This is a genomic window from Streptomyces sichuanensis (assembly GCF_020328095.1).
GTDB classification, from domain to species: domain Bacteria; phylum Actinomycetota; class Actinomycetes; order Streptomycetales; family Streptomycetaceae; genus Streptomyces; species Streptomyces cinnamoneus.
This window is the reverse complement of the sequence record NZ_JAIXMK010000058.1, coordinates 1-24,234: the sequence shown is the minus strand read 5'-3', so window position 1 is coordinate 24,234 and position 24,234 is coordinate 1. Positions and strand designations below refer to the sequence as shown.

Sequence of the window (24,234 nt, the reverse complement as noted above, 5' to 3'; positions counted from 1 at the left end):
AGCAGCAAGCCCGAGCGGCGGCTCCGGCTGTCGTCGGGATCTCGGGGCCGGCCCCGAGATCCCGACGACAGCCGGAGCCGCCGCTCGGGCTTGCTGCTCTGGCCTGCCCGGGCTTACTGGGCTGCCTGGGCGTGACGGGCGCGGGCGCGTTCGGGGTAGCGGGCGGTGAAGGCGGCGGGGAGAGCGAAACCGGCGGCCTGGATGGCTATGGATGCGTTCGTGCCGAGGTCGTTGGCGTCGGCTATGGCCAGTGCGGTGGCGGCCAGGGTGAAGGCGAGGGCCCAGGCGGCCGTGATCACGATGTTGATGCGGCGGAAGAGGGGCGTGTTCCACACCTGCGGCGGCGCCTGCCGCTTGGCGATGCCGGTGGTGAAGGGGTGGCCGACGGCGAGGGTGGCCCAGGCGGTGAGGGCCAGCCAGCCCAGGGACATGGCGCCGCCGAAGTGCTGCAACTCGCTGTGCGGGAGGGCGAAGGCCAGGGCGGTCAGTGCGGCGAAGTAGCCCGCGGTGCTGTGTTCCAGGATCAGCGACTGCCGGGCGGTGCCCGCCTGGTGTTCCTTGACCAGCAGGGCGACGGCGGTGGCCAGCCCCGCGGCGGCGCCCCACTGCCAGCCGTAGGAGGAGACGACCGCGAAGGCGATCCAGGGCATGAAACCGCGCAGATAGTTCATCAGGAAGCTCCTCGATCAGTGGCCGGACGCAGCCGGGTGCCGGGCGCCGACCCCCTCGGCCGACATTCCAACTATGACATGTCAGCAGTGGACTGTCCACCCTCGACATGTCGATCGTGGAGGGTAGGGTGGGGGCATGAGCCTGAGACACGCGATGCTGGGCCTCCTGGCGAACGAACCGGCCAGCGGCTACGACCTGATGAAGAGGTTCGAGACCTCGCTGAGCAATGCCTGGCCGGCCACCCAGAGCCAGGTCTACGGCGAGCTGGCCAAGCTCGCGAAGGCCGGCCTGCTGGAGGTCTGCGCGGAAGGCCCCCGCGGCCGCAAGGAATACGCCATCACCCAGGACGGCCGCGCCGAACTGCACCGCTGGCTGACCGAGCCCCACCCCGACACCGTCCGGCGCAGCGAAGCCCTGCTCCGCGTCTTCTTCCTCAACCACCTCACACCCTTGGAGGCGGTCACCTACCTCACGGGCGAAGCCGAACGCGCGGCCGGGCAGCGCGCGGCGCTGGCGGAGCTGGAGCAGAAGGTGGACTGGGGCGACGACCCGCTGTCCGTCAACGGCCGCCTCGCCATCGAGTACGGCCTGCGCTTCACCGCCATGCGTGAGGAATGGGCCCGCTGGGCCGCCGAGGAACTCGCCAAGGCCCGGGGGAAGTAGGGGCGTCGCCCCCTTCAGCTCTCCGCGTCCACCCTGAGGTGCTCGGCCAGTTGCTGGAGGACCGTCCACGCCTGGGCGTCGGTGCCGTCCCCGAGGGGATAGTGAACGGCCGGGCCGAGTTCCACGGGGCGGAGGTCGAGCGGGGGGCGGCGGGCGTGGGGGAGGCCCATGCGCCGGACGTCGGCGGCGCCCAGGGTGAAGGAGACGGGGATGGGCGGAGCCTCGAAGTGCGGGGGGACGGTGAGGTCGCGGCGGCCTCGGCGCAGGGAGGCGAGCAGGGAGACGAGCCCGTGCTCCTCGACGAGGGTGCGGGCGAGGGACTCGACGGCGTCCAGGGGCGGGGTCTCGTCCTCGCCGTAGCCGATGGTGAGGGTGATGTCCTCTGCGACGCCGTTCTCGGCGCGGGTGACGCGGGAGGTGGCGAGGGCGGGGCGTTCGGGGGCACCGACGGCGAGCAGGTGAGTGGGCTCGGGGGACCGTTCGCGGGCCAGCTCGGTCAACTGCTGCGCCGACCAGGCGAGATTGACGGGCTCGGCGGTGCCCCAGCCGGCGGGCGCGGCGCCGGTCAGTGCGGTCCACGCGGCCCCGAGGGCCCGCCCGAGGGCGAGGTCGTCGGTGACCTCCTCGTGCAGCACGCGGAACGCGACGACGAGTTGCCGTTCGGCGGCCGGCGCGGCTTCCGCGAACGCCGCGGCGACCGACGCCGCGTCGGCCTCGTTGCGGACAGGGGTGAACGTTCCGTCCTGCCAGTGGAGTACGGCGCCGGAGAGGCCGTCGTAGTAGCCGCAGTCGGGGTCCTGGACGACCCAGCGGTTGGGGGCGCCGGTCAGGGCGGTGCGCAGGGGAAGGCTGAGGCGTACATGGGGCGGGGTGACGATCTGCAGGGCGAGTCCGGCCGCGGCGACCGTACGCACGATCTCGGACATCCACGCGTTGAGGGCGACGACGGGGCGGTCGGCGAGGACCACGGCGGTGGAGTCGGTGAGCACGTCGACGGCGAGTCCGCCCTCGGTGGTGGCGGGGTGGGCGGTGGTCGCGTCCGGGGAGATCTCGACGACGCCGACCGAGGCCGCCTCGGCGGGCCACACCGCACCACCGAGCAACGTGGTGAGCCGCCCCGCCACGGACCCGGCGAGCGGCATGGCCTCGGGCAGCGCGGTCGAGGCCCGGACCTCGGTCCACCAGTAGGGGACAGGGGGCGCCCCGACCCCGTCACCGAGCAGCCGCTCGGCCTCACCGGGCACGTGTACGAGCAGCGGCGCCTCCAACGAGACGAGCGGCCGCCCGTCCGCCGCCCGCAGCTGAACGACGGCCCCGTCGTTGACACCGGCCGCCTCGACATCGGGCCCGCCCGCGTAGAGCCCGGCGACGATCGACCACGAGTCGGGCATCTTGGGCGTGAGCGCTATGACGTCTTTCACGGTGGTATCCAATCGGGCCGGTACGGGCTTCTACGCTGGCGGGCATGAGTGATCTGTACGAGCTCCAGCTCGCCTGGGAGCTGGGTGACGCCTTGCCGGGCGAGGTCCTCGATGACCTTCGGTGGCACTTGGGCCTCCTCCAGGACATCGGGCCCTTGGGCGACGACGTCGACGAATGCGGGCCTCTGCTGGCCGCCCGCGGACCGGCGTCACGCATCGGCGGGTTTCTGAGCGGTGAGCTGACGCAGGGGCAGCGTGGCTGGTCTGTCACGCTCAGGCAGGAGGTGCATGCCGAAGAACTGCCCGAGCTCGACGAATTGCTGAACGGCGTCGCGCCCTACGCGCCTGAGAGCGGTCCGGTGGGACACCTCCGCTTCCACGAGGACGAGGTACCGGATCTGCTGGCGGTCCAGTCGGGCGTCGTCGTCCGCCAACCCCTGCACCCTGCCGGGTCCGAGCTTGTTCCCTTCCTTGAGGGGCTGGCCTGACGGCTCCGCAGCGCGAAGTGCTCTGGAGCCGTGCCGGCTGCCCGACGCAAGGCCGCTCGACCAACTCCTCATCCGCACGCGCAGAGGGATCGACCCGCTCGGCGAAGTCGATAAAGGGACATCGGTCGCTGCCCCCGAGGTACCCCACCCAGAAGGCGGCCCGGAGCAGACTTGGCCCCGCGGCCGCCCGATGGCGTCAGGTCGGGAACTCGCCTACCCAGCCTCGCGTGAGCAGGTGCTTGGGGATGTAGTCGGACTCGACCTCGATCGGACGGCCCGCGTCGTAAGCCAGGCACGTGATGGCCAGGGGCCCAAGCGCCAGATAGCCGGCAACGCTACGGTCTCTCTCTTCACTTGCCGTCCAATATGCCTTGTGTGCTTCCAGCGCCTCCGTCAGAGCCTGATTGAAACCGTCGTGGTCCTTGCGCAGAAAGCGGTAGAACAGGTTGATCGGCTGATAGAGGATCTTGTCCAGCAGGTCCTGGTCGACGATTCTTGCGACATCCGGATGGGACTTCTCGATCGCGGAAGTCAGCTTCTCGGCCAGCCCCGGCCGCTCCAGCCAGTAGGTCTGAAGTGAATCCACCCAGTGGTAAATGTACTCGTCGCACTCTGCGCCGGAGGCGCGCAGCAAATCAACGGGCACTTCGCACAGTTGAGTCATGCGAGCCTGATCGCGACAGATGACAGCAAACCAGAAGGCGCTCAGCCAATTACCTGCGTCGGCGTACGGCTGTGCTCCTGTGGCCGGGATGGTTCGCATTTCATGGTTGATGCGGCACTCCACGGTTCCTTCGGTCACGCTCGCGGCGGCGAACATTGCGGACCCGATTTGCATGGCGGAGACCACGGCTTCCCACGTGTCGAGTTCCGCGCCATCGGGATCGACCGCGCACCGCGCCTGCACGTGCGTGAGCGCCTTGTCCAGTGCGGCATCGAACATGCGAGGGGACCGCTCCAACCGTCGGACGGTCCTGGCCACCCCTTCTCCCAGCGCCCGTGCGTAGCCTTCGTCGTCGGGACCAGGACGGCCGTGCCGCTGCACCTTCATACTCACCGTCGTCTCCCGTCAACGAATGTCGAACGTCTTCATGGTGTAGCCAGCGTACTGGCCCGTGTTGAGGTTCCCCTGGACGAGGATATAGTCCAATTTACCCTCTTCGAGTGCTTCCTCCAGCGCCTCTGCCAGGCGCAGTTCGTTCGCGTTATTGCGCCCCCGATCGGTCATCTCCCGGATGATGTCCATGAAGTATTCCCTGGTCCCCTGCATCACGCGTCGACCGCTCGGCAGGTTGCGGGCACCCAGATCCGTACGGGTGCTGCTCTTCGCTTCCACCACCACATAGCCGCCGTCCTCGCGCAGCCAGACCTGATCGAATTGGTCATTGCCATTCAGCGGCCCGTCGAGAGTTTCCTTTGTTGCGTTCGGATAATGCTCGGGGATCACATGGTGCTGGGCTATGGCTTCGCCGTAGGCTTCGCTGGCCTCCGACATGTGCCTGTGCAGCGGCTTGTGCGCGGCTTCCGCCGCATGGACGGCCGCCTCGTTCGCCGGACCGCCGTCCGCCTTGAATGCCTCCCTGGCGTGCTTGAGCTGCTCTTCCGCCAGCTTGTCCGCAGATATCGCGGACTGACGCGTACGAGACGCGTCGTCGAGGGCGCTGACGGCCTCGGACGTCGCCGTCTCCCGGCCTCGTGAAAGGGGTTCGCCAAGGTACTTCTCGGGAAGCGGTGGTGGTGCGTCGGACAGCGAAACCCATTTGTTCTTCGCACTGTCCCACACCAGTTGCGGAGGAACCCGGCCGCTCTCGTCGTACCTGCTGAGACGGATCCGGTTACCGTTTTTCTTGTAATACCTTTCGAAATATCCGTCCTCGTTGTTGGCCCGGTCGACCTGCTTGCGCATGATGTCTTCGGGATCGGTCATGCCGGCGTACGGGTTGTGCGTTCCGCTGTGTCCGTTACCGGTCTCGTGGCTGCCGTGGCCGCTGCCGGTCCCGCTGTCACCGCGGCCGGGGCCACTGGCGTGAGAACCGCTTTCGGCCCCGTTGCCAACTCCGTGGTCGGTTGCATGACCGGCGTCGTGCGCGCCCGAGCCCGCCGCATGGCCCGCGCCGTGCACATCGCCTGTGCCGGTGCCCCGGGGCCTCGTGGCGTCGGTGCTGTTGTCCGCACCGTGGGACATCCCGCCGCGCTCTGGTATCCCGCCGCGCTCAGGAAGGCCGCCCCGCTCCGGGATTCCGCCGTGCGATGCGTGGCTCGCCGACGGCCCCCGGCCGAGGCCGTGCGCCGCGCCGCCCGGTGCATGGCCTGTCGCCCCGCCACCCGGCGCAAGGCTCCCTGCCCCACCGTGCCCGCCCGCCGAGGCCGTGGCTTCGCCGCCACCGTTGCGGACACCCGCGGTGACCAGTGCGTCGTCCTGCCGTGCGCGGGCCTCCGGCCGGTGGCTCGTTGCCTCCGCCGCGCGTTCCTCCGCCGACAGTTCCTTCTTGACGTCCTTCGCCGGCTGGAGCTCCTTGCCGTGTTCGTCGTAGAGCGCGCCGGTCTTCTTGTCCATGTAGACCGGCTTGTCGTTGTGGTCGAGGAACGTCGCCACGTCCTCCGGCAGGCCCGCCGGGCGCTTCGGCAGGACGGAAGTGGCGGTCTCGCCCGGGAGCTTGAACGCCTCGTCCGCGAGGTGGAACGTCGAGCCCGCCCGCAGGTTCTTCAGGCCCGACATCAGGTCGCCGACCTTGACGTAGCCGAACTTGGCGGCCTTGCCGACGTACGTCATCGGGTCGACGACCCGGCCCGCCTTGCCCAGTACCGATGCCGTCCTGGCCAGTGCGCCGCCCTTCGCCGCGGCGCCCGAGCCGCCCGTGAAGACCGTTGTGAGGACGTTGAAGGAGACGCCGCCGGCCGCGCGGGCCGGGTTCTTGCCCCACTGGTCGTAGGCGACGAGGGCCTTGCCGGTCTCCTTCACCGTCGTGCGGGAGTCGCGCACCCAGCGGGGCAGTTTGTCGTCGGGGAGCGTCCAGAACGCCGTCCCCAGGGGGCTGGCCGAGATGACCAGGCCCGTGGCCAGCTTTCCCAGGCCCGTCCACGCCTGGCCCGCCTTGTCCCAGCCCTCGGTGCCGACCAGCGTGCCCAGGCCCTTGACCGTGCCCCACACGCCGTCGACGATGAAGCCGTCCCAGACGAAGCTCTTGACCTGGTGGCCGAGCCAGGCGAGGCCCGTGTACTCGCGGTTGGCCTTCGAGCCCCAGGGCGTCTTCTCGGCGTGGGCGAGATCGCTCGCCCGGTAGCCGTACATGTTCTGCTTGTGCGTGCCGTCATCGGGGATGAGCGGGGTGCCGTTGACCAGCGCGACGATCTTGTCGTGGCAGGCGCGCTCGGCGTCGTGGAAGGCGGCCACGGTGGCGTTGACGCTGTTCCACAGGTTGTTGTTGTGGTCGACCTTCTTCTGGTCCCGGCGCCAGTGGTCGTCGCCCTCGACGCTGCTGACGAACGCGATCGCCTCGTCCTTGAGGTTGCCGAGCCGGGTCGCCAGGGGCTTCACGGTGGCCGCGTAGGAGCTCAGCGCGGAGGCGACCTTCTCCAGGTCGTCCGCGAAGGCGTCCGACCTGGTCTCCACCGGCTTCGTGGTGGCGAACAGCTTCTCCGCCTCCGGCGCCTTGTAGCAGGCCGACAGTCCCTGGAAGGAGGAGTGCACGGCCGCGCCGGAACTCCGGAAGAGCTTGGCGTCCGCGGTCAGTGCCTTGGTGTCGGTCTCCAGGGTGCCCAGGTTGCCGATGAACTGGGGGATGCCCGAGGGGACGATGAGTTCTTCGTCGCTCATTTCTTCCCCTGCCCAGGCATGTCTATTCTGGGCTCGGCCAGCGCCTTGTGCTGTGCGTTGGCCGCCAGCTCCAGGTCGCCCTCGACGTACTTGCGGGTGGCCTCGGCGGCTCCGTTCAGCGAGTTGGCGGTACGTTTCGCCACGTAGATCAGGTCGCGCCCCCACTTGTTGCCGAATTCGGCCAGCGCCGCCGCGACGGGGCCGGTCGGGGCCGGTCCGCAGTACATGCCGCTGATCGTGCCGGCTGCGGCCGCGGCGCTCGGCAGGGTCTTCTGCACCCCTTCGCCGGCCTTCGCCAGGCCCTCGGCCGCCGTCGCCACCTTGCCGAGCACGCCGCCCACCTCGGATGGTCTGATGTCCCAGCCCGTCACGAAAGCCCCTTCCCCCGGCCTCGGCCGACCGATGACCGGAACCCATCAGTCCGGTCTGCTGGTGATCCCCTGTCACATCAGCCCCCACCGAACCGCATCCATGTCTACAGAAAGGACGTTCGGTATGCAAACGTGTTCGCGCCTCGTGTCGCCGCACTCCCTCTGCTCGCGCATACGGGCGGTTTCTCCCCACACCCGCCCTAGGAACGCCGCCCCGAGTCACCTCATAAGGTGTTATTTGGGTCTACGTCAGATGCGGTGACACGGGACCCGAGGAGGCACCCCATGCCCGGACCCATGCCCGGACGCATGCGCGGCACGGCCGCCCTGGTCGCCTGCGCGACCGGAGTCGCGCTGCCGGCGCTGGCCGGATGCGGCGGTGGCGGAGCCGGCAACACTGCGGGGGTCGTGCGGGCCTCGTGGGGGGATCCGCAGGGGCCGCTGGAGCCGGCGAACACCAACGAGGTGCAGGGCGGCAAGGTCCTCTCCATGATCTTCCGGGGGCTCAAGCAGTACGACCCCAGGACCGGCGCGGCCCAGAACATGCTCGCCGAGAAGATCGACAGCACCGACCAGCAGACCTTCACCATCACGGTCAAGGACGGCTGGATGTTCAGCAACGGCGAGAAGGTCACCGCCAAGTCCTTCGTCGACGCCTGGAACTACGCCGCCCGCGTCGAGAACAAGCAGAAGAACGCCTCCTTCTTCCAGGACATCCAGGGCTACGACAAGGTCCACCCGGCCAGTGGGTCCGCCTCGGCCAAGACGATGTCCGGGCTCGTCGTCAAGGACGAACGGACCTTCACCGTCACGCTGCGCACCCAGTTCTCCACCTGGCCCGACACCCTCGGCTACGCCGCCTACGCGCCCCTGCCCAGGGCGTTCTTCGACGACCACGCCAACTGGATCAAGAAGCCCGTCGGCAACGGCCCGTACATGATCGAGTCGTACACCAAGGGCTCGGCCATGCGGCTCAGCCGCTGGGACGGCTACCCCGGCGACGACAAGGCGAAGAACGCCGGCGTGGAACTGCGCGTCTACACCGACAACAACACCGCCTACACCGACCTGCAGGCCGGCAACCTCGACATCGTCGACGACATCCCCAGCGCACAGCTGAAGAACGTCAAGAACGACCTCGGCGACCGCTACATCAACCAGCCCGCCGGCATCATCCAGACCGTCGTCTTCCCGATGTACGACCCGAACTGGTCCCGGCCGGGGAAGGAAAAGGTCCGCCGCGGCCTGTCCATGGCCGTCAACCGTGACGAGATCACCCAGCAGATCTACCAGAAGACCCGCACCCCGGCCACGGACTGGACCTCCCCGGTGCTCGGTGAGAAGGGCGGCTACAAGGCCGGCCTGTGCGGCGACGCCTGCACCTACGACCCCGGCCGGGCCAGGAAGCTGATCGAGGAGGGCGGCGGACTGCCCGGCGGCAAGGTGACCATCACCTCGAACGTCGACAACGGCTCCCACCGCGTGTGGATGGACGCCGTCTGCAACAGCATCAACAACGCCCTCGGCAACGACACGGCGTGCACCGTCAGCCCCGTCGGCACCTTCGCCGACTTCCGCAACCAGGTCTCCGACCAGCGCATGACCAGCATGTTCCGCTCCGGCTGGCAGATGGACTACCCGCTCGTCCAGAACTTCCTGCAGCCGCTCTACTACACCGGCGCCTCCTCCAACTACGGCAAGTTCAGCGACGCGCAGTTCGACCGGCTCGTCGACGAGGCCAACGCCGAGTCGGACACGGAGAAGGCCGTCGGGAAGTTCCAGGACGCGGAGAAGATCCTCGCCGACCAGATGCCCGCCATCCCGCTCTGGTACCAGAACGGCAGCGCCGGCTACTCCGAGAACATCGACGACGTCGCGCTCAACCCCTTCAGCGTGCCCGTCTACGAACGGATCACCGTCAAGTAGGCCCGTCCCAGAAAGGCCCAGGTCCCCATGGGACGGTATGTGATCCGGCGGCTGCTCCAGATGATCCCCGTGTTCATCGGCAGCACGTTCCTGATCTTCTTCATGGTCTACGCCCTGGGCGACCCCGTCGCCGCGCTCTTCGGCGACAAGGCCCCCGACCCCGCCACCGCCGCCCGCATCCGCAAGGACCTCTACCTCGACGCACCGCTCTGGAAGCAATACCTCCACTACATGCGGCAGATCCTCACCGGCAACTTCGGCACCGCCTTCAACGGCCAGGAGGTCACCGAGCTGATGGCCGACGCCTTCCCGGTGACCGTGCGGCTGACCCTCGTCGCCATCCTCTTCGAGATCGTCGTCGGCATCACCCTCGGCCTCCTCAGCGGGCTGCGGCGCGGCCGCTCCCTGGACACCTCCGTCCTGCTGATCACCCTGATCGTCGTCTCGATCCCGACCTTCGTCAGCGGCTACGTGCTGCAGTACCTCCTGGGCGTGAAGTGGAGCGTGGTCTCCCCGTCCGTATCGCCCGCCGCGCCCTTCGACGAACTGCTCCTGCCCGGCGTCGTCCTCGCCCTGACCTCACTGGCCTACGTCACGCGGCTGACGCGCACGTCCATCGCCGAGAACTCCCGCGCCGACTACCTCCGCACGGCCGTCGCCAAGGGCCTGCCCCGCCACCGGGTCGTCACCCGGCACCTGCTGCGCAACTCCCTCATCCCCGTCGTCACCTTCATCGGCACCGACATCGGCGCCCTGATGGGCGGCGCCATCGTCACCGAGCGCATCTTCAACATCCACGGCGTCGGCTACCAGCTCTACCAGGGCATCCTGCGGCAGAACTCACCCACCGTCGTCGGCTTCGTGACGATCCTGGTCATCGTCTTCCTGGTGGCGAACCTGCTCGTCGACCTCCTCTACGCCGTGCTCGACCCGAGGATCCGCTATGCCTGAGCCACCGCTCCCGCAGACCGACCCCTCCGATCCGAACGCCACCATCACCCCCGGGGGCGGCGGAGCGATGTCCCTGGCCACCAGCGATGCGGAAACCCTCGAACGCGGCCCGATCCCCGGCGGCGCGGAGAGCGGCAAGGCCCGCAGCCTGTGGTCGGACGCCTGGCACGACCTGCGGCGCAACCCCGTCTTCCTCCTCTCCGCGCTCGTCATCGCCTTCCTGGTGCTCATCGCCCTGCGGCCCTCGCTCATCGCCGGCGGCAACCCGCTGTCGTGCAACCTGGCCAAGGCCCAGCAGGGCTCCCAGCCCGGCCACCCCTTCGGCTACGACGCCCAGGGCTGCGACGTCTACACCCGCACCGTCTACGGGGCCCGCGCCTCGATCGCCGTCGGCGTCTGCGCCACCGCCGGCGCCGCACTGCTGGGCGGCGTGCTGGGCGGGCTGGCCGGGTTCTACGGCGGCTGGTGGGACGGGCTGCTCTCGCGGCTGGCCGACGTCTTCTTCGGCATCCCCATCATCCTGGGCGGGCTCGTCTTCCTGTCCGTCGTCACCGGCGGCTCGGTGTGGCCGGTGGTCGGCTTCATCGTGCTGCTGGGCTGGCCGCAGATCTCCCGCATCGCCCGCGGCTCCGTCGTCGGCGCCAAACAGCACGACTACGTCCAGGCCGCCCGCGCCCTCGGCGCCGGCAACCGCCGCCTGCTGCTGCGGCACATCGCGCCCAACGCGGTCGCCCCCGTCATCGTCGTCGCCACCATCGCGCTGGGCACCTACATCGCGCTGGAGGCCACCCTCTCCTTCATCGGCGTCGGCCTCAAACCACCCACCGTCTCCTGGGGCATCGACATCTCCAACGCCTCCAGCCAGATCCGCAACGCCCCGCACATGCTGCTGTGGCCGGCGGGCGCGCTGAGCGTCACGGTGCTCGCGTTCATCATGCTCGGCGACGCGGTGCGCGACGCCCTCGACCCCAAGCTGCGCTGAGGAGCCCGACAGGATGGAACAGCCGACGACGCTGCTGGACGTGCGCGACCTGCACGTGGAGTTCCGCACCCGCGACGGCGTCGCCAAGGCCGTCAACGGCGTCAGCTACACCGTCGACGCGGGCGAGACGCTCGCCGTGCTCGGCGAGTCCGGCTCCGGCAAGTCCGTCACCGCCCAGGCCGTCATGGGCATCCTCGACTCCCCGCCCGGCTTCGTCACCGGCGGCGAGGTCCTCTTCCGCGGCCGGAACCTGCTCACCATGGGCGAGGAGAACCGGCGCCGGGTGCGCGGCGCCAAACTCGCGATGATCTTCCAGGACGCGCTGTCCGCGCTCAACCCCGTCATGACCGTCGGCGCCCAGCTCGGCGAGATGTACGAGGTCCACCAGGGCATGACGCGCAAGGACGCCCGGGCACGCGCCGCCCAGCTCATGGACCGGGTCCGCATCCCCGCCGCCCACGACCGGGTGCGGGACTACCCGCACCAGTTCTCGGGCGGCATGCGCCAGCGCATCATGATCGCCATGGCGCTGGCGCTGGAGCCGGACCTGATCATCGCCGACGAGCCGACGACGGCCCTGGACGTGACCGTCCAGGCGCAGGTCATGGACCTGCTCGCCGAGCTCCAGCGCGAGTACCGGATGGGCCTGATCCTCATCACCCACGACCTCGGCGTCGTCGCGGACGTCGCCGACAAGATCGCGGTGATGTACGCGGGCCGCATCGTGGAGACCGCACCCGTCCACGCGCTCTACGCGCGCCCCGCCCACCCCTACACGCGGGGCCTCCTCGAATCCATCCCGCGGCTCCATCAGAAGGGCCGGGAGCTCTACGCCATCAAGGGCCTGCCGCCCAACCTCACCGCCATCCCACCCGGCTGCCCCTTCAACCCCCGCTGCCCCATGGCCCAGGACGTCTGCCGCACCGACCGGCCCCCGCTCTTCCCCGTGGCACCCGGCCGCACCAGCGCCTGCCACTTCTGGAAGGAGACCCTCGATGAGAGCTGACGGCGAGGCGATCCTCGAAGTGCGGGACCTGGTCAAGCACTACCCGCTCACCCGGGGCATCCTCTTCAGGAAGCAGGTCGGTGCCGTCCACGCCGTCGACGGCGTCTCCTTCGACCTGTGGCGCGGCGAGACCCTCGGCATCGTGGGGGAGTCCGGCTGCGGCAAGTCCACCGTCGCCAAGCTGCTCGTCCACCTCGAACGGCCCACTGCCGGCGAGATCCGCTACAAGGGGGAGGACATCACCAGGCTGTCCCGGCGCGCCCTGCGGGCCGTGCGCCGCAACATCCAGATGGTGTTCCAGGACCCGTACACCTCGCTGAACCCGCGCATGACGGTCGGCGACATCATCGGCGAGCCCTTCGAGATCCACCCCGAGGCCGCGCCCAAGCGCAACCGCCGGCAGCGGGTGCGCGAACTGCTGGACGTGGTCGGGCTCAACCCGGAGTACATCAACCGCTATCCGCACCAGTTCTCCGGCGGTCAGCGCCAGCGCATCGGCATCGCGCGCGGCCTGGCGCTCAACCCGGAGATCATCATCTGCGACGAGCCGGTGTCCGCGCTGGACGTCTCCGTGCAGGCCCAGGTGGTCAACCTGCTGGAGAAGCTGCAGCGGGAGTTCGGGCTGTCGTACGTCTTCATCGCGCACGACCTGTCCGTGGTGCGGCACATCAGCGACCGGGTCGCGGTGATGTACCTCGGCAGACTGGCCGAGGTCGGCACGGACGCCCAGATCTACGAACACCCCACCCACCCCTACACCCAGGCTCTGCTCTCCGCCGTGCCCGTGCCGGACCCCGCGGCGCGCGAGCGGCGGGAGCGGATCCTGTTGGCGGGCGACGTGCCTTCGCCGGCGCATCCGCCGAGCGGGTGCCGCTTCCGTACGCGTTGCTGGAAGGCGAAGGAGAAGTGTGCCCGGCTGGTGCCGCCGCTGGAAATCCCGGACTGGTTCCGGGAGGGGGGCGGACCGTCCGCCCATGCCTCGGCCTGCCACTATGCGGAGGAGCGACGCGTGGTGCCCATCGAAGCCGACGGTGCACCGTAGAAGGACGGGTGCACCGGGGAAGGACGGGGGCGGGGCGCGAGCCGTGGTTCAGTCGCCCTCGGCGGCCCGCAGGGCCGGGTCCAGGATGACCTCCGTTGTGCGGGCGACCGTCGGTGGCTCCGGGAAGTGGCATGCCGACAGGTGGCCCTCGCCGCTGCCCTCCGCGCGGACCAGTGGCGGTTCCTCCGCCGCGCAGCGTTCGCGCGCCTTCCAGCAGCGCGTGCGGAAGCGGCAGCCGCTCGGCGGGCGGACGGGGGAGGGGACGTCGCCCGCCAGCCGGATGCGCTCACGGGGTGCCTCCCCGGTGGCGTCGAGGTCCGCCGCCTCCGGCACCGCCGACAGCAGCGCGTGCGTGTACGGGTGGCGCGGACGCTCGTAGATGTCGTCGCGCTCGCCCACCTCCACGATCTTGCCGAGGTACATCACGGCGACGCGCTGCGAGAAGTGCCGCACGACGGCGAGGTCGTGCGCGATGAAGAGGAACGCGATGCCCAGCTCCCGCCGCAGCCGCTGCAGCAGGTTGACGACCTGCGCCTGGATGGAGACGTCGAGGGCCGAGACCGGCTCGTCGGCGACGATCACCTTGGGTTCGAGCGCCAGCGCCCGCGCCACCCCGATGCGCTGCCGCTGGCCGCCGGAGAACTCGTGCGGGAAGCGGTTGTAGTGCTCGGGGTTGAGGCCGACGGTCTCCAGCAGCTCCCGGACGCGCGCCTCGCGGCCGCCCGGCGGCGCGATGCCGTTGATCTCCATCGGACCCGCGATGATCTTCCCGACCGTCTGCCGCGGATTGAGCGACGAGTACGGGTCCTGGAAGATCATCTGGATCTCGGAGCGGATCGGGGCGAGCTGTTTGCGCCCCGCGTGGGTGATGTCCTCGCCGCGGTAGAGGATGCGCCCGGCGGTCGGCTCCAGCAGCCGGGTCAGCAGCCGTCCCGTCGTGGACTTGCCGCAGCCGGACTCGCCGACCAGGCCGAAGCTCTCCCCGGCCCGCACGGTCAGGTCGATGCCGTCCACGGCCTGCACGGCCCCGACCTTCCGCCTGACCGGAAAGCCGCCCGTGATCGGAAAGTGCTTGGTCAGCCCCTCGGCCACCAGGATGTCGCTCATGGCTCCCGCTCCTCAGCCCAGCCGGGGCTTGATCTGCCCGGTGAAGATGCTCCGCTTGCGTTCCGCGCTCAGGTGACAGGCGCCGCCCCGCCCGTCCGGCAGCTCCGGCCGCTCGGTGGCGCACCGGTCGCCGCCCACCTCGCCCGTGAAGGCGCACCGCGGGTGGAACGGGCAGCCGGGCGGGGGTGCCAGCAGGCTCGGCGGCGTGCCGGGAATGGGGCTCAGCGGCTCCTCGACGTCGGAGCGGAGCCGGGGCATCGAACCCAGCAGCCCCCAGGTGTACGGGTGCCGGGGTTCGCGCAGCACCTCGCGGACGGTGCCGTACTCGACGGCCCGGCCGGCGTACATCACCAGCAGCTCGTCGACGGTGTTGGCGACGACGCCCAGGTCGTGCGTGATCAGGACGATCGCCGAACCCGTCTGCTGCTGCAGGTCCTTGAGCAGATCGAGGATCTGGGCCTGCACGGTGACGTCGAGGGCGGTCGTCGGCTCGTCGGCGATCAGCAGCTCGGGGTCGCAGACCAGCGCCATGGCGATCATCGCCCGCTGCCGCATGCCGCCGGAGAACTGGTGCGGGTAGTCGTCCACCCGCAGCGCGGCGTTGGGGATGCCGACCTTCTCCAGCATCTCGATCGCCCGCAGCCGGGCGTCCCGCCGGGAGGCGCCGGTGTGCTTGCGGAAGGGCTCGGCGATCTGCCGGCCGACGGTGTAGTACGGGGAGAGGGCGGTGAGCGAGTCCTGGAAGATCATCGCCATGGAGTCGCCGCGCAGCTTCTCCAGCACCGGCTCCGGGGCGCCGGTCAGCTCCTGGCCGTCGAGCAGGATCTCGCCGCGGATCGTGGTGCGCCGCGGGTCGTGCAGGCCGAGCACGGCCAGGCTGGTGACGGACTTGCCCGAGCCGGACTCGCCGACGATGCCGAGGGTGCGGCCGCGCTCCAGGCCGAAGGAGAGGCCGTCGACGGCCTGCACGGTGCCGTCCTCGGTGGCGAAGCGTACGGACAGGTCCCGTACGGACAGGAAGGGGGTCAACTGCGGTCTCCTGACGGCTAGGCGAGCCGCACGCGCGGGTCGATGAAGGCGTAGGCGGCGTCGACGACGATGTTGGCGACGACGATCGCCGTGCAGCCGACGAGCATCACGGCCATCAGGGTGGGCAGGTCCGTCTCGCTCACCGAGGAGACCGCGAGCCGGCCCAGCCCGTGCAGGCTGAAGGTGAACTCGGTGATGATGGCGCCGCCGAAGAGCGACCCGAGGTCGATGCCGAAGATGGTGACGATGGGCGCCATCGCGCCCCGCCAGGCGTAGCGGAAGAACACGGTGCGCCGGGACAGGCCCTTGGCGCGGGCGGTGCGCACGTGGTCCTCGGCGAGCTGCTCGATCATCTGGGAGCGGGTCATGCGGCTGTAGTTGGCGATGAAGATGATGGAGAGCACCAGCCAGGGGATGAGCATGCCGGTGAACCACTTCACGGGGTTCTCGGTGATGGGGTGGTAGGCGGGGTTGTCCATCCAGTGCAGGCCGCTGACGAACACGGCGAGCGCGATGACGCCCACGAAGTAGATCTGCAGGGCGTTGCCGATGAGCGACAGGGAGCTGAAGAACTTGTCGATCCAGGTGCCGCGGAAGGCGGCGGCGAGCATGCCGATGCCCACGCCGACGGTCAGGAAGACGGCGGCGCCGCCCAGGGTGATGGACAAGGTGGTCGGGAAGCGGTCCACGATGGTGCCCCAGACCGGCTGCTGGTTGGAGAAGGAGTAGCCGAAGCAGGGCGCCGGGCAGTGGCCGACGGTGAAGTCGCGGCCGGTGACGATGCCCGACATGTAGTGCCAGTACTGGACGGGCACCGGCTGGTCGAGGCCCAGGTTCTTGTTGATGACCGCGATGGCGTCCGGGGTGCAGTTCTTGCCGCAGGACATCAGGGCGGGCTCGGAGGGCAGGGCGAAGAACAGGAAGAACGTGATCGCGCTGATCAGCAGGATGATGACGATCGCGCCCAGGGAGCGGCGGAGGAGGAATCTCAGCATGGACGTTCCGGGAGGCGTCTGCCCGGCGGTGGCGCTCACCGGGTGGCGGGCGGGGTGGCCGGGCCGGGCCCTGGCGGCCCGGCCCGGTGGCGCGCCGGTCGGCGCGTGCTACTTCACGAACGCTCCGGTCGGGTCGGCGGTCCCGTAGACCGGGTGGTACTTGACCCCGCCGAGGTTCGAGCCCCACAGGGAGAACTGCCGGTTGTAGAAGACCGGGACGCCCGCGACCTCGTCGGTGAGGATCCGGTCGGCCAGCTTCTGCCACTCGGGTGCGGCCTGCTTCACGTCGGGGATCGCACTGATGCGGTCGATCTCCGCGTCGATCTTGCTGTTGTTGAGGTGGCTGTAGTTCTGGGCGCCGTCGGCGATCTGCCGGCCGTCGAAGAGCGGCGGAACGACCGTGGAGGAGACGGGCCAGTCCGCGCCCCAGGAAGTGCGGTAGATGTCGAACTGGTTCTTCACCTCGGCGATCGCCGTCCGCCAGGTGTTGGAGTCGACCTCCTTCTTCTGCACCTTGAAGCCCGCCCGCTCCAGGGCCTGGGTGACCACCACGGCCACCTTCTGCTGGACGTCGGTGTTGGCGTAGGCGTAGACGATCTCCTGGCCGACCTTTCCGGCCTCCGTCAGCAGCTGCTTGGCCTTCTCCGGGTCACCGGCCGGGCTCTTCTTCTTCCCGAAGGGGTCGGTGGGCTGGTAGCCGTCCATGGCGGGGGAGAGGTAGTTGGTGGCCAGCAGGCCGGCCGTCGCCCCGCCCATCTGCTGCACGATCTGCCCGTTGGGCATGGCGAGGGCGAGGGCCTTGCGGACCCGGACGTCCTTGAGCCGGTCCATGTTGAAGCTGATGTAGTCGACGTAGGGCTGGATCTCCACGAAGCGGCGGGCCTTGGTGTCGGACTGGCCGAGCACCTTCTCCGTCATCTCCGGGGCCACGGCGTTGGAGAACGACATGGCGTTCTTGTCCGCGCCCTGGTCGGCGAGGAAGCGGCGGGTGGAGTCCGCGAACTGGTGGCCGAAACTGATCTCGAACTTGTCGGGGTACTGATGGCGGACCGGGTCCGTCTTCGGGTCCCAGTGCTCGTTGCGCACGAGTGTGAGCGACTTGCCGACCTTGTAGTCGGCGACCTTGTACGGGCCGGAGGAGAAGGGCGCGTTGTCGTACTTCTGCTTGGTGTCCTTCTCGGCCTTGACCGGGCCGATGTTCGGCATCGCCGTCGCGAAGGGCGTGTCCGCGTGCGGCTTGCTGAAGTGGAAGATCACCGTCTTGTCGTCGGGGGTGTCCAGCACGGAGGCGGGCAGGTGCTTCCCGTCGTACGGGCCCTCCGGCAGCGCCTTGCGGAAGGCGTTGCCGTCGCCGGAGAGCCACTGGGGGATGTAGAGCGGGCCGTCCGTCTCGAAGGGGGCGTAGAGCCGCTCGATGCCCCAGCGGACGTCCTTCGACGTGATGGGCGAGCCGTCCTCGAACTTCAGCCCGTCCTTGAGCGTGAACTTCCACGTCTTCCCGCCGTCCGAGGCGGTGCCGGCGTCGGTGGCCAGATCGCCGACGACCTTGACCCGGCCCTTGTCGTCCACCTTGTAGGACGTGAGGGTGCGGTTGTAGAGCATCTGGTTCGTCAGGACGTCGGAGTAGTAGATCTGGCCCGGGTCGAGGTGGTTGAAGGCGTCGCGCTGGAGCACCCCGACGGTGCCCCCCTTCTTGGCCCCGGACACCTCGGGGGCGGGGCCGGCGGAGTCGGCCTTGGTGCCGATGGAGTAGTTGGCCGAGGTGGTCTTGTCCTCGCCCGGCCCCTGGCTCTGCTTGTCCCCGTCGCCGCCACCCCCTCCGCTGCTGCACGCGGAGAGCACCAGGGCCCCTGCCGCCAGGGCCACGGCGGAGAGCCGGGCTCTGCGCCTGGGGAACATCGTCGCGGAAGTCATGGGTGCACCTGCCTGTCGGTTGCCTGTCGGCTGCCGGTCGTGGACGACGTGCGAGGGCGCGCTCAGCGCGCGGTCCGGGGATCGAAGGCGTCCCGGACCGAGTCCCCCAGGAGGTTGAAGGCGACGACGAAGGCGATCATCGCCAGCCCGGGGAAGAAGATGTAGGTGATGTCGCTCTCGTAGTAGTGGGCGCCGTTGGCGAACATCCGGCCCCAGTCCGGGGTGGGTTCCAGGATCCCCACGCCGATGAAGGACAGCCCCGCCTCGATGGTCACGATCGTGGGCAGCATCAGCGTCGACTGCACGAGGATCGGCGTCCACAGATTGGGCAGCAGCTCCTTGGTGATGATCCGCCACGGGGAGGCCCCGGTGACCTTCGCCGCCTCGACGAACTCCCGCTCCCGCAGGCTGAGCACCTGGCCCCGCAGCAGCCGCGCCATGCCCATCCACCCCAGCACCCACAGCACCAGGATCAGGGTGAGCACCCGCAGGTAGGTCGGGGTCTCCTTGTTCGGGCTGACGAAGAGGGAGTAGACGACCGGCGTGAAGGCGATGAACGACAGCTGGCTCGGGAAGGCCAGCAGCAGGTCGATGAACCGGCCCAGGAAGTAGTCGGTCCTGCCGCCCACGTAGCCGGCGGTCACCCCGATCAGGATGCCGGTCAGCACGCACAGCACCGTGGCGGCGGCCGCGATCAGCAGCGAGGTGCGGATGCCGTAGACGAGCTGGGTGAGCACGTCCCGGCCCAGGGTCGGCTCGATGCCGAACCAGAAGTCCCCGGAGATCCCGCCGTTGGGCTTCACCGGATAGCCGAACTCGTTCAGCAGGCCCGGCCGGTCGATGCCGTAGGTGGTGGTCGGGTCCTTGCCGTAGACCTTCGAGATCAGGGGCGCGGCGAGGGCGACGAGGAAGAAGAAGGCCACGACACAGGCGGAGACCACGCCCGGGCGGTCGCGCTTGAAGCGCCGCCACATCAGCTGGCCGGGCGACCGGCCCTCCGGCGCGGTGGGCCCGCCGCCCCCCGCGGCCCCGGAGGGAACGGCGGGCGGCGTCTGGGAAGGTGTCCGGGAAGCACTCGTCATCGCGCAGATCCCCCGCACTGTGGTCTCGTCGGCCCTCGCGGCCCCTGCGAACGCGGTTGGGCTGAGCCGGACTTTCGCAACGCGGGCACAGTGCAGTCAAGGGGGCTGCGGTGGACGATGCGGCCTTCTGCGGCATCTTGAGCGAAGGTTGTGCAGATCGAGGTGGCGGCGTGCTTGACAGGCCGTCAAGCACGCCGCGCCACGGACCACACCAAAGGGTCTGCGGAGATCAGCCCATGCCCAAGGACCGCTTGAGGAAGTCGACTTGGAGCAGGAGCAGGTTCTCGGCGACCTCCTCCTGCGGCGTCATGTGCGTCACCCCGGACAGCGGCAGCACCTCGTGCGGCCGGCCCGCCGCGAGCAGCGCCGAGGACAGCCGCAGGGTGTGGGCCGCGACCACGTTGTCGTCGGCGAGGCCGTGGACGATCATCAGTGGACGGGTTTGTTCCGCCGGCGACGACAGACCGTCGTCGGTGACCAGGGCGTTGCGGGCGTACACCGCGGCGTTCTCCTGCGGCAGGCCCAGGTAGCGCTCGGTGTAGTGGGTGTCGTACAGCCGCCAGTCGGTGACGGGGGCGCCCGCGACGGCCGCGTGGAAGACGTCCGGGCGGCGCAGGACGGCCAGCGCCGCGAGGTAGCCGCCGTAGGACCAGCCGCGGATGCCGACCCGGCCCAGGTCCAGCGGATGGTCCACGGCCAGCGCCTGCAGCGCCGAGACCTGGTCGTCCAGCGTTACGCCGGCGAAGTCCTCGTGGACGGCCTTCTCCCAGCCCGGCGAGGTGTGCGGGGTGCCCCGGCCGTCGGCGACGACCACGGCGAAGCCCTGGTCGGCGAACCACTGCGACGTCAGGTACGCGTTGTGGGCGGCGGCCACGCGCTGGCCGTGCGGTCCGCCGTACGGGTCCATGAGCACCGGCAGCGGGCCGTCGCCCTCGCGGTAGCCCGACGGCAGCAGCACGGCGCAGGGGATGCCGAGGTCGCCGGCCCGGGTCAGCCGGGGCCGGGCGGTCAGCACCGGCGTCTCGGCGTACGAGGGCACCGTGGCGACCTGCTTGCCCTCGCGCAGCACCCGCACCTCCGCCCCCGGCCGGTCCAGGCACGCCGACGCCAGCACCGTCACCGCACCCGAACGCACCGCCGAATGCCGGCCCGGCCCCTCCGAAACCCGCTCCACCCCCAGCTCGTTGACGCGGTACACGTGCGCCTCGCCGGTCTCCGCGTCCACGGCACCGGCTCCGGCGGAGGCGGCGATCAGCACGTCCTCCGCGACGTCCAGGACGGAGAGCACGTGCAGCTGCGGACCGGTCAGCGCCCGGTCGCCCACGACCAGGACGCGGGCCCCTCCCTCGTCCGCGATGCGCACGAGCCGGCCGTCGGGCGTCCAGGCGGGCACGCCATCGAAAAGTTCCAGCCACTTCGGGTCCTCGTCCGCGTGCAGGAGGCGCGTGGCTCCCGTCGCGGTGTCCACCATGAGGTACGCCTGCGCCCGCTGGTCGCGGGACTGCACCTGCAGCACCGGCGGGCCGTCCGCCGACCAGTGCACACGTGCCAGATAGGGGTGGCGCTCGCGGTCCCAGACGACGTCGGTCCGCGAGCCGTCCAGGCGCAGCAGGGACAGCGAGACGACGGCGTTGGGGGTGCCGGCCGCCGGGTAGGCGACCTCGGCGGGCGCGCTGCCCGGGTGGGCCGGGTCGGCGATCCACCAGCGCTGCACGGGCGCGTCGTCCACGCACGCGGCCAGCAGTGCGTCGCTGTCGGGGGACCACCAGAAGCCGCGCAGCCGGTGCATCTCCTCGGCGGCGATGAACTCCGCCAGCCCCCACATGGTGGTGGCGCTCGACGGCTCGGCCAGGGCCCGGTCCCCGCTTCCGTCCGCCGCAACGACCCGCAGGGCGCGGCCCGCCACGTAGGCCACGTGACGCCCGTCGGGGGAGGGCCGGGGATCGGCCACCGGGCCCGGCACGGGCAGTTCGCGCGCCGTACCGCCGCGCAGCCCGGCCACCCACAGCCGCCCGGACAGCGCGAAAGCGGCCAACTCCGCGGCCCGGTCCACCGCGTAGCCGACGATGCCCGCCGAGCCCTCCCGGCTGCGCTCGCGGCGCGCCCGCTCCTCGGCGGACAGCTCCTCGTCCGCGCCGCCCAGCAGGGCCGCGGGGTCGGCGGCCGGATACTCCCGTCCCGTGTCGAGGTCGAGCACCCACAGTGCGTTGGCCCGGTCGGTGCCGCCGCGCGACCGCAGGAAGGTGACGCGCGAGCCGTCCGGCGACACGCCGAACGAACGGGGCGCCCCGAGGGAGAAGCGCTGGGTGCGGGCGTGCTGTCGGGGGAACGAGAGCTGTCCGGTCATATGGCGAGCCTACGGGCCTTACCACCGGGTTCACCCAAGACGGCGAGAACTCGCCGTGCGCCCCGTGTTTGCGCCCGTGCACCGAGTCATGCGCACGCACGGAAAGTTATGATCGCTCGCGCATAGTGGGTATGACTCCCTGGCGTCGTGTGCCCCGTCCGGGCATTCGTATGCCTGTCCTTCCGACCGCACGTTCCTGGAGGTGAGCCGCTGTGGCACTTTCGATTTCGGCGGTGGTGCTGCTGGCGATCATCGTCTTCCTGCTGGTCCGGAAGTCCGGGTTGAAGGCCGGGCACGCAGTGGTCTGCGTGCTGCTGGGCTTCTACCTCGCGAGTTCGTCCATCGCCCCGACGCTCAACCAGCTGAGCACGAGCGTGGCCGGCATGATCAACAACATCAAGTTCTGACCGGCCGGACGCGGCAGGGGCCGGGGCGCCCGGGGGGCGCTCCGGCGGTCCGGTGCGACTCGTAGGCTGGTGTCATGACCGACCTTCCCGGCCGCCGGCTGCTCCTGGTGCACGCGCACCCCGACGACGAATCGATCAACAACGGCGCGACCATGGCCAAGTACGCCGCCGAGGGTGCCCACGTCACGCTCGTGACCTGCACCCTGGGCGAGGAGGGCGAGGTGATCCCGCCCGCCCTCAGACACCTCGCCGCGGACCGGGACAACACGCTCGGCGCGCACCGGCTGGGCGAACTGGCGGCCGCCATGGCGGAGCTGGGCGTGACCGACCACCGCTTCCTCGGCGGCCCCGGGCGCTACCGCGACTCCGGCATGATGGGCGCGCCGCAGAACGACCGCCCCGAGTGCTTCTGGCGGGCCGACGTGGACGAGGCCGCCGCATCCCTCGTTGAGGTGATCCGCGAGGTGCGGCCCCAGGTGCTCGTCACCTACGACCCCGACGGCGGCTACGGCCACCCCGACCACATCCAGGCGCACCGTGTCGCCACGCGCGCCGTGGAGCTCGCCGCCGAGTCCGCGTTCCGCCGGGACCTCGGCGAGCCGCACGAGATCGCGAAGGTCTACTGGAACTGCGTCCCGCGCTCGGTGGTGGAAGCGGGCTTCGAGCGGCTGCGCGAGGCCGGCCGTGAGGGCGACCTCTTCCCCGGGATCGCCTCGCCCGCCGACGTGCCGGGCGTGGTGCCCGACGAAGAGGTCACCGCGGCCGTCGACACCTCCGCCTTCGCGCCGGCCAAGGCCGCCGCGATGCGTGCCCATGCCACGCAGATCGCCGTGGACGGGCCGTTCTTCGCGCTCTCCAACGACCTGGGGCAACCGCTGTTCCCCACCGAGTACTACAAGCTCGTCCGGGGCCGGGCCGGCGCCGTGCGCGAGGACGACCTCTTTGCGGGAGTGGACGCGTGAACGGCACGGGTGGAATGGGCGGCGGCCTGCTGAAGCCGGTCGGCATCGGGCGGCTGTGCGCGTACGCCGGGCTGGTCGCGCTGGGCGTCCTGACCGGAGTGGCCGGGTCGCTCGTGCAAGGCGGGTGGTTCCCCGCCGGGTTGCTGCTGGCCCTGCTCGGCCTCGGCGGCCTGTGCTACGGCGCGGTCGTGGCCACCGGGAGCAGAGCGGGGGGCGGGGCCGCGGGCATCGGGTGGCTCATCGCCGTGCTCGTCCTGGCCGCCAACCGGCCGGAGGGGGACTTCCTCTTCGGGGCCGGAATCGGGTCATATGCCTTTCTGTTGGGAGGAATGGCCTTCGCTGTGATGTGCGCCACTGTCCCGAAGCTGCCGCAACCGGACGGGCCTTCGGCCCGACTTGGCAAGTGACGTGACGATTTTTACCTGACTGCTCTCCACCGGCCGGGGGAGGGAAACAGCGGTCGTCGAATACGGGCCCGTGGTGCCCAGTATGGTGGTGCGCGCCGCCGAGCCTCCCCTGGCCTCCGGCGATGGGCGACCCAAAGCGAGGTCACGAGGGCGGCAAAGAGTAACCGGGAGAACCTGCTTTGAGCCGTGCATCTGACAGTTCGTCCTCCGGGCCCCAGGGGCGCGGCGGCGCCGCCTACCCCTCGGGCACCCCGCCGTACGGGACCAACCCCGGCGAGGAACCGACCGGATCCGCTGCTTCCGCTTCCTCGGGCAAGCCGGGCGAGCCGAAGACCGAGACCACGATGACGACGCGGATCCGCATCAACATCCCGGGCTCGCGGCCCATCCCGCCGGTCGTCCTGCGGACGCCCGTCGGCGACGAGGCCGCGGCCGGAGCCCCGGACGCCCCCGCAGCCCCCGCCGCTCCCGCAGCGCCCGCCAGGGACGGCGGCGCGCGCAAGGAGGGCCTGCCCGTGCGCCCCAAGCCCACCGCCCAGACGCCCGCCGCCGCGGCGGGTTCCGCGGCCGCGGGAGGCGACGGCGACCGCTCGGAGAAGACCAGCGACTGGTTCGCTCCGCGCAAGTCGGGCGGCACCCCGCCGC

Annotated in this window: 21 protein-coding genes and 1 pseudogene; 11 read left to right on the top strand and 11 right to left on the bottom strand. The window is 70.2% G+C overall.

Annotated features, from left to right (window positions below; genetic code table 11):
- Positions 1–113: 113 nt before the first annotated feature.
- Positions 114–671 carry a hypothetical protein gene (locus LE181_RS18240; RefSeq protein WP_225662361.1) on the bottom strand — a complete coding sequence of 186 codons (558 nt, stop codon included), beginning with the start codon at positions 669–671 and terminating at the stop codon, positions 114–116.
- Positions 672–807: 136 nt separating this feature from the next.
- On the opposite strand from LE181_RS18240, the gene LE181_RS18235 reads away from it, so the two are divergent.
- A complete protein-coding gene (locus LE181_RS18235; protein WP_225662360.1) occupies positions 808–1,335 on the top strand; it encodes a PadR family transcriptional regulator in 528 nt (175 codons plus the stop codon).
- A 14-nt stretch (positions 1,336–1,349) separates the two neighbouring features.
- Here LE181_RS18235 and LE181_RS18230 read toward each other — a convergent pair whose 3' ends face one another.
- Positions 1,350–2,726, bottom strand: coding sequence for a DUF6177 family protein (locus tag LE181_RS18230; RefSeq protein WP_225662365.1), 1,377 nt, complete (start codon positions 2,724–2,726; stop codon positions 1,350–1,352).
- A gap of 74 nt (positions 2,727–2,800) precedes the next feature.
- Here LE181_RS18230 and LE181_RS18225 point away from each other — a divergent pair, with 74 nt between their 5' ends.
- Complete coding sequence (locus LE181_RS18225; protein ID WP_225662359.1) at positions 2,801–3,244, top strand: hypothetical protein; 444 nt, start codon at positions 2,801–2,803, stop codon at positions 3,242–3,244.
- Between the two features lie 196 nt (positions 3,245–3,440).
- Here LE181_RS18225 and LE181_RS18220 read toward each other — a convergent pair whose 3' ends face one another.
- The 3 genes from LE181_RS18220 to LE181_RS18210 form a co-directional block, all read right to left on the bottom strand.
- Entirely contained in the window at positions 3,441–4,301 is an 861-nt protein-coding gene (locus tag LE181_RS18220; protein ID WP_225662358.1) for an immunity 49 family protein, read from the bottom strand.
- A 12-nt stretch (positions 4,302–4,313) separates the two neighbouring features.
- A complete protein-coding gene (locus tag LE181_RS18215; RefSeq protein ID WP_225662357.1) occupies positions 4,314–6,935 on the bottom strand; it encodes a hypothetical protein in 2,622 nt (873 codons plus the stop codon).
- 122 nt (positions 6,936–7,057) lie between these two features.
- Positions 7,058–7,432, bottom strand: a complete 375-nt coding sequence (locus tag LE181_RS18210) for a DUF6507 family protein (protein WP_225662356.1) — start codon at positions 7,430–7,432, stop codon at positions 7,058–7,060.
- 309 nt (positions 7,433–7,741) lie between these two features.
- On the opposite strand from LE181_RS18210, the gene LE181_RS18205 reads away from it, so the two are divergent.
- The 5 genes from LE181_RS18205 to LE181_RS18185 are packed head-to-tail and all read left to right on the top strand — an operon-like array spanning position 7,742 to position 13,339.
- Positions 7,742–9,358 (top strand): peptide ABC transporter substrate-binding protein, encoded by a 1,617-nt coding sequence (locus LE181_RS18205; protein WP_225662364.1) that lies wholly within the window; start codon positions 7,742–7,744, stop codon positions 9,356–9,358.
- Positions 9,359–9,385: 27 nt separating this feature from the next.
- A complete protein-coding gene (locus LE181_RS18200; RefSeq protein WP_225662355.1) occupies positions 9,386–10,309 on the top strand; it encodes an ABC transporter permease in 924 nt (307 codons plus the stop codon).
- Positions 10,302–11,291: an ABC transporter permease gene (locus LE181_RS18195; RefSeq protein ID WP_225662354.1), complete on the top strand. Its 990-nt coding sequence runs from the start codon at positions 10,302–10,304 to the stop codon at positions 11,289–11,291. Before LE181_RS18200 ends, LE181_RS18195 begins: the two co-directional genes overlap by 8 nt.
- Before the next feature lie 13 nt (positions 11,292–11,304).
- Positions 11,305–12,297, top strand: coding sequence for an ABC transporter ATP-binding protein (locus LE181_RS18190; RefSeq protein ID WP_225662353.1), 993 nt, complete (start codon positions 11,305–11,307; stop codon positions 12,295–12,297).
- Complete coding sequence (locus tag LE181_RS18185; RefSeq protein WP_225662352.1) at positions 12,287–13,339, top strand: ABC transporter ATP-binding protein; 1,053 nt, start codon at positions 12,287–12,289, stop codon at positions 13,337–13,339. The genes LE181_RS18190 and LE181_RS18185 overlap by 11 nt, the downstream gene beginning before the upstream one ends.
- Before the next feature lie 48 nt (positions 13,340–13,387).
- On the opposite strand, the gene LE181_RS18180 is transcribed toward LE181_RS18185, so the two are convergent.
- From LE181_RS18180 to LE181_RS18155, 6 genes are all read right to left on the bottom strand, one after another.
- Complete coding sequence (locus tag LE181_RS18180; RefSeq protein WP_225662351.1) at positions 13,388–14,446, bottom strand: ABC transporter ATP-binding protein; 1,059 nt, start codon at positions 14,444–14,446, stop codon at positions 13,388–13,390.
- A 12-nt stretch (positions 14,447–14,458) separates the two neighbouring features.
- Positions 14,459–15,475 (bottom strand): ABC transporter ATP-binding protein, encoded by a 1,017-nt coding sequence (locus LE181_RS18175; protein WP_225662350.1) that lies wholly within the window; start codon positions 15,473–15,475, stop codon positions 14,459–14,461.
- Between the two features lie 17 nt (positions 15,476–15,492).
- On the bottom strand, positions 15,493–16,470 hold the full coding sequence (locus LE181_RS18170; RefSeq protein WP_225662349.1) for an ABC transporter permease: 978 nt from the start codon (positions 16,468–16,470) through the stop codon (positions 15,493–15,495).
- Between the two features lie 108 nt (positions 16,471–16,578).
- Positions 16,579–18,384, bottom strand: coding sequence for an ABC transporter substrate-binding protein (locus LE181_RS18165; protein WP_225662348.1), 1,806 nt, complete (start codon positions 18,382–18,384; stop codon positions 16,579–16,581).
- 62 nt (positions 18,385–18,446) lie between these two features.
- On the bottom strand, positions 18,447–19,466 hold the full coding sequence (locus LE181_RS18160) for an ABC transporter permease (protein ID WP_263869112.1): 1,020 nt from the start codon (positions 19,464–19,466) through the stop codon (positions 18,447–18,449).
- A gap of 229 nt (positions 19,467–19,695) precedes the next feature.
- Positions 19,696–21,813, bottom strand: a complete 2,118-nt coding sequence (locus LE181_RS18155) for a S9 family peptidase (RefSeq protein WP_225662347.1) — start codon at positions 21,811–21,813, stop codon at positions 19,696–19,698.
- 212 nt (positions 21,814–22,025) lie between these two features.
- Between LE181_RS18155 and LE181_RS18150 the strand changes: the two genes are divergently transcribed.
- The 4 genes and pseudogenes from LE181_RS18150 to LE181_RS18135 all read left to right on the top strand — a co-directional run.
- Complete coding sequence (locus LE181_RS18150; protein ID WP_190113360.1) at positions 22,026–22,220, top strand: hypothetical protein; 195 nt, start codon at positions 22,026–22,028, stop codon at positions 22,218–22,220.
- A 74-nt stretch (positions 22,221–22,294) separates the two neighbouring features.
- Positions 22,295–23,182 (top strand): N-acetyl-1-D-myo-inositol-2-amino-2-deoxy-alpha-D-glucopyranoside deacetylase, encoded by an 888-nt coding sequence (mshB, locus tag LE181_RS18145; RefSeq protein ID WP_225662346.1) that lies wholly within the window; start codon positions 22,295–22,297, stop codon positions 23,180–23,182.
- Entirely contained in the window at positions 23,179–23,589 is a 411-nt protein-coding gene (locus LE181_RS18140) for a DUF6113 family protein (protein WP_372458400.1), read from the top strand. Before mshB ends, LE181_RS18140 begins: the two co-directional genes overlap by 4 nt.
- A gap of 179 nt (positions 23,590–23,768) precedes the next feature.
- A pseudogene (locus tag LE181_RS18135) lies at positions 23,769–24,234 on the top strand (hypothetical protein); the annotation flags it as partial.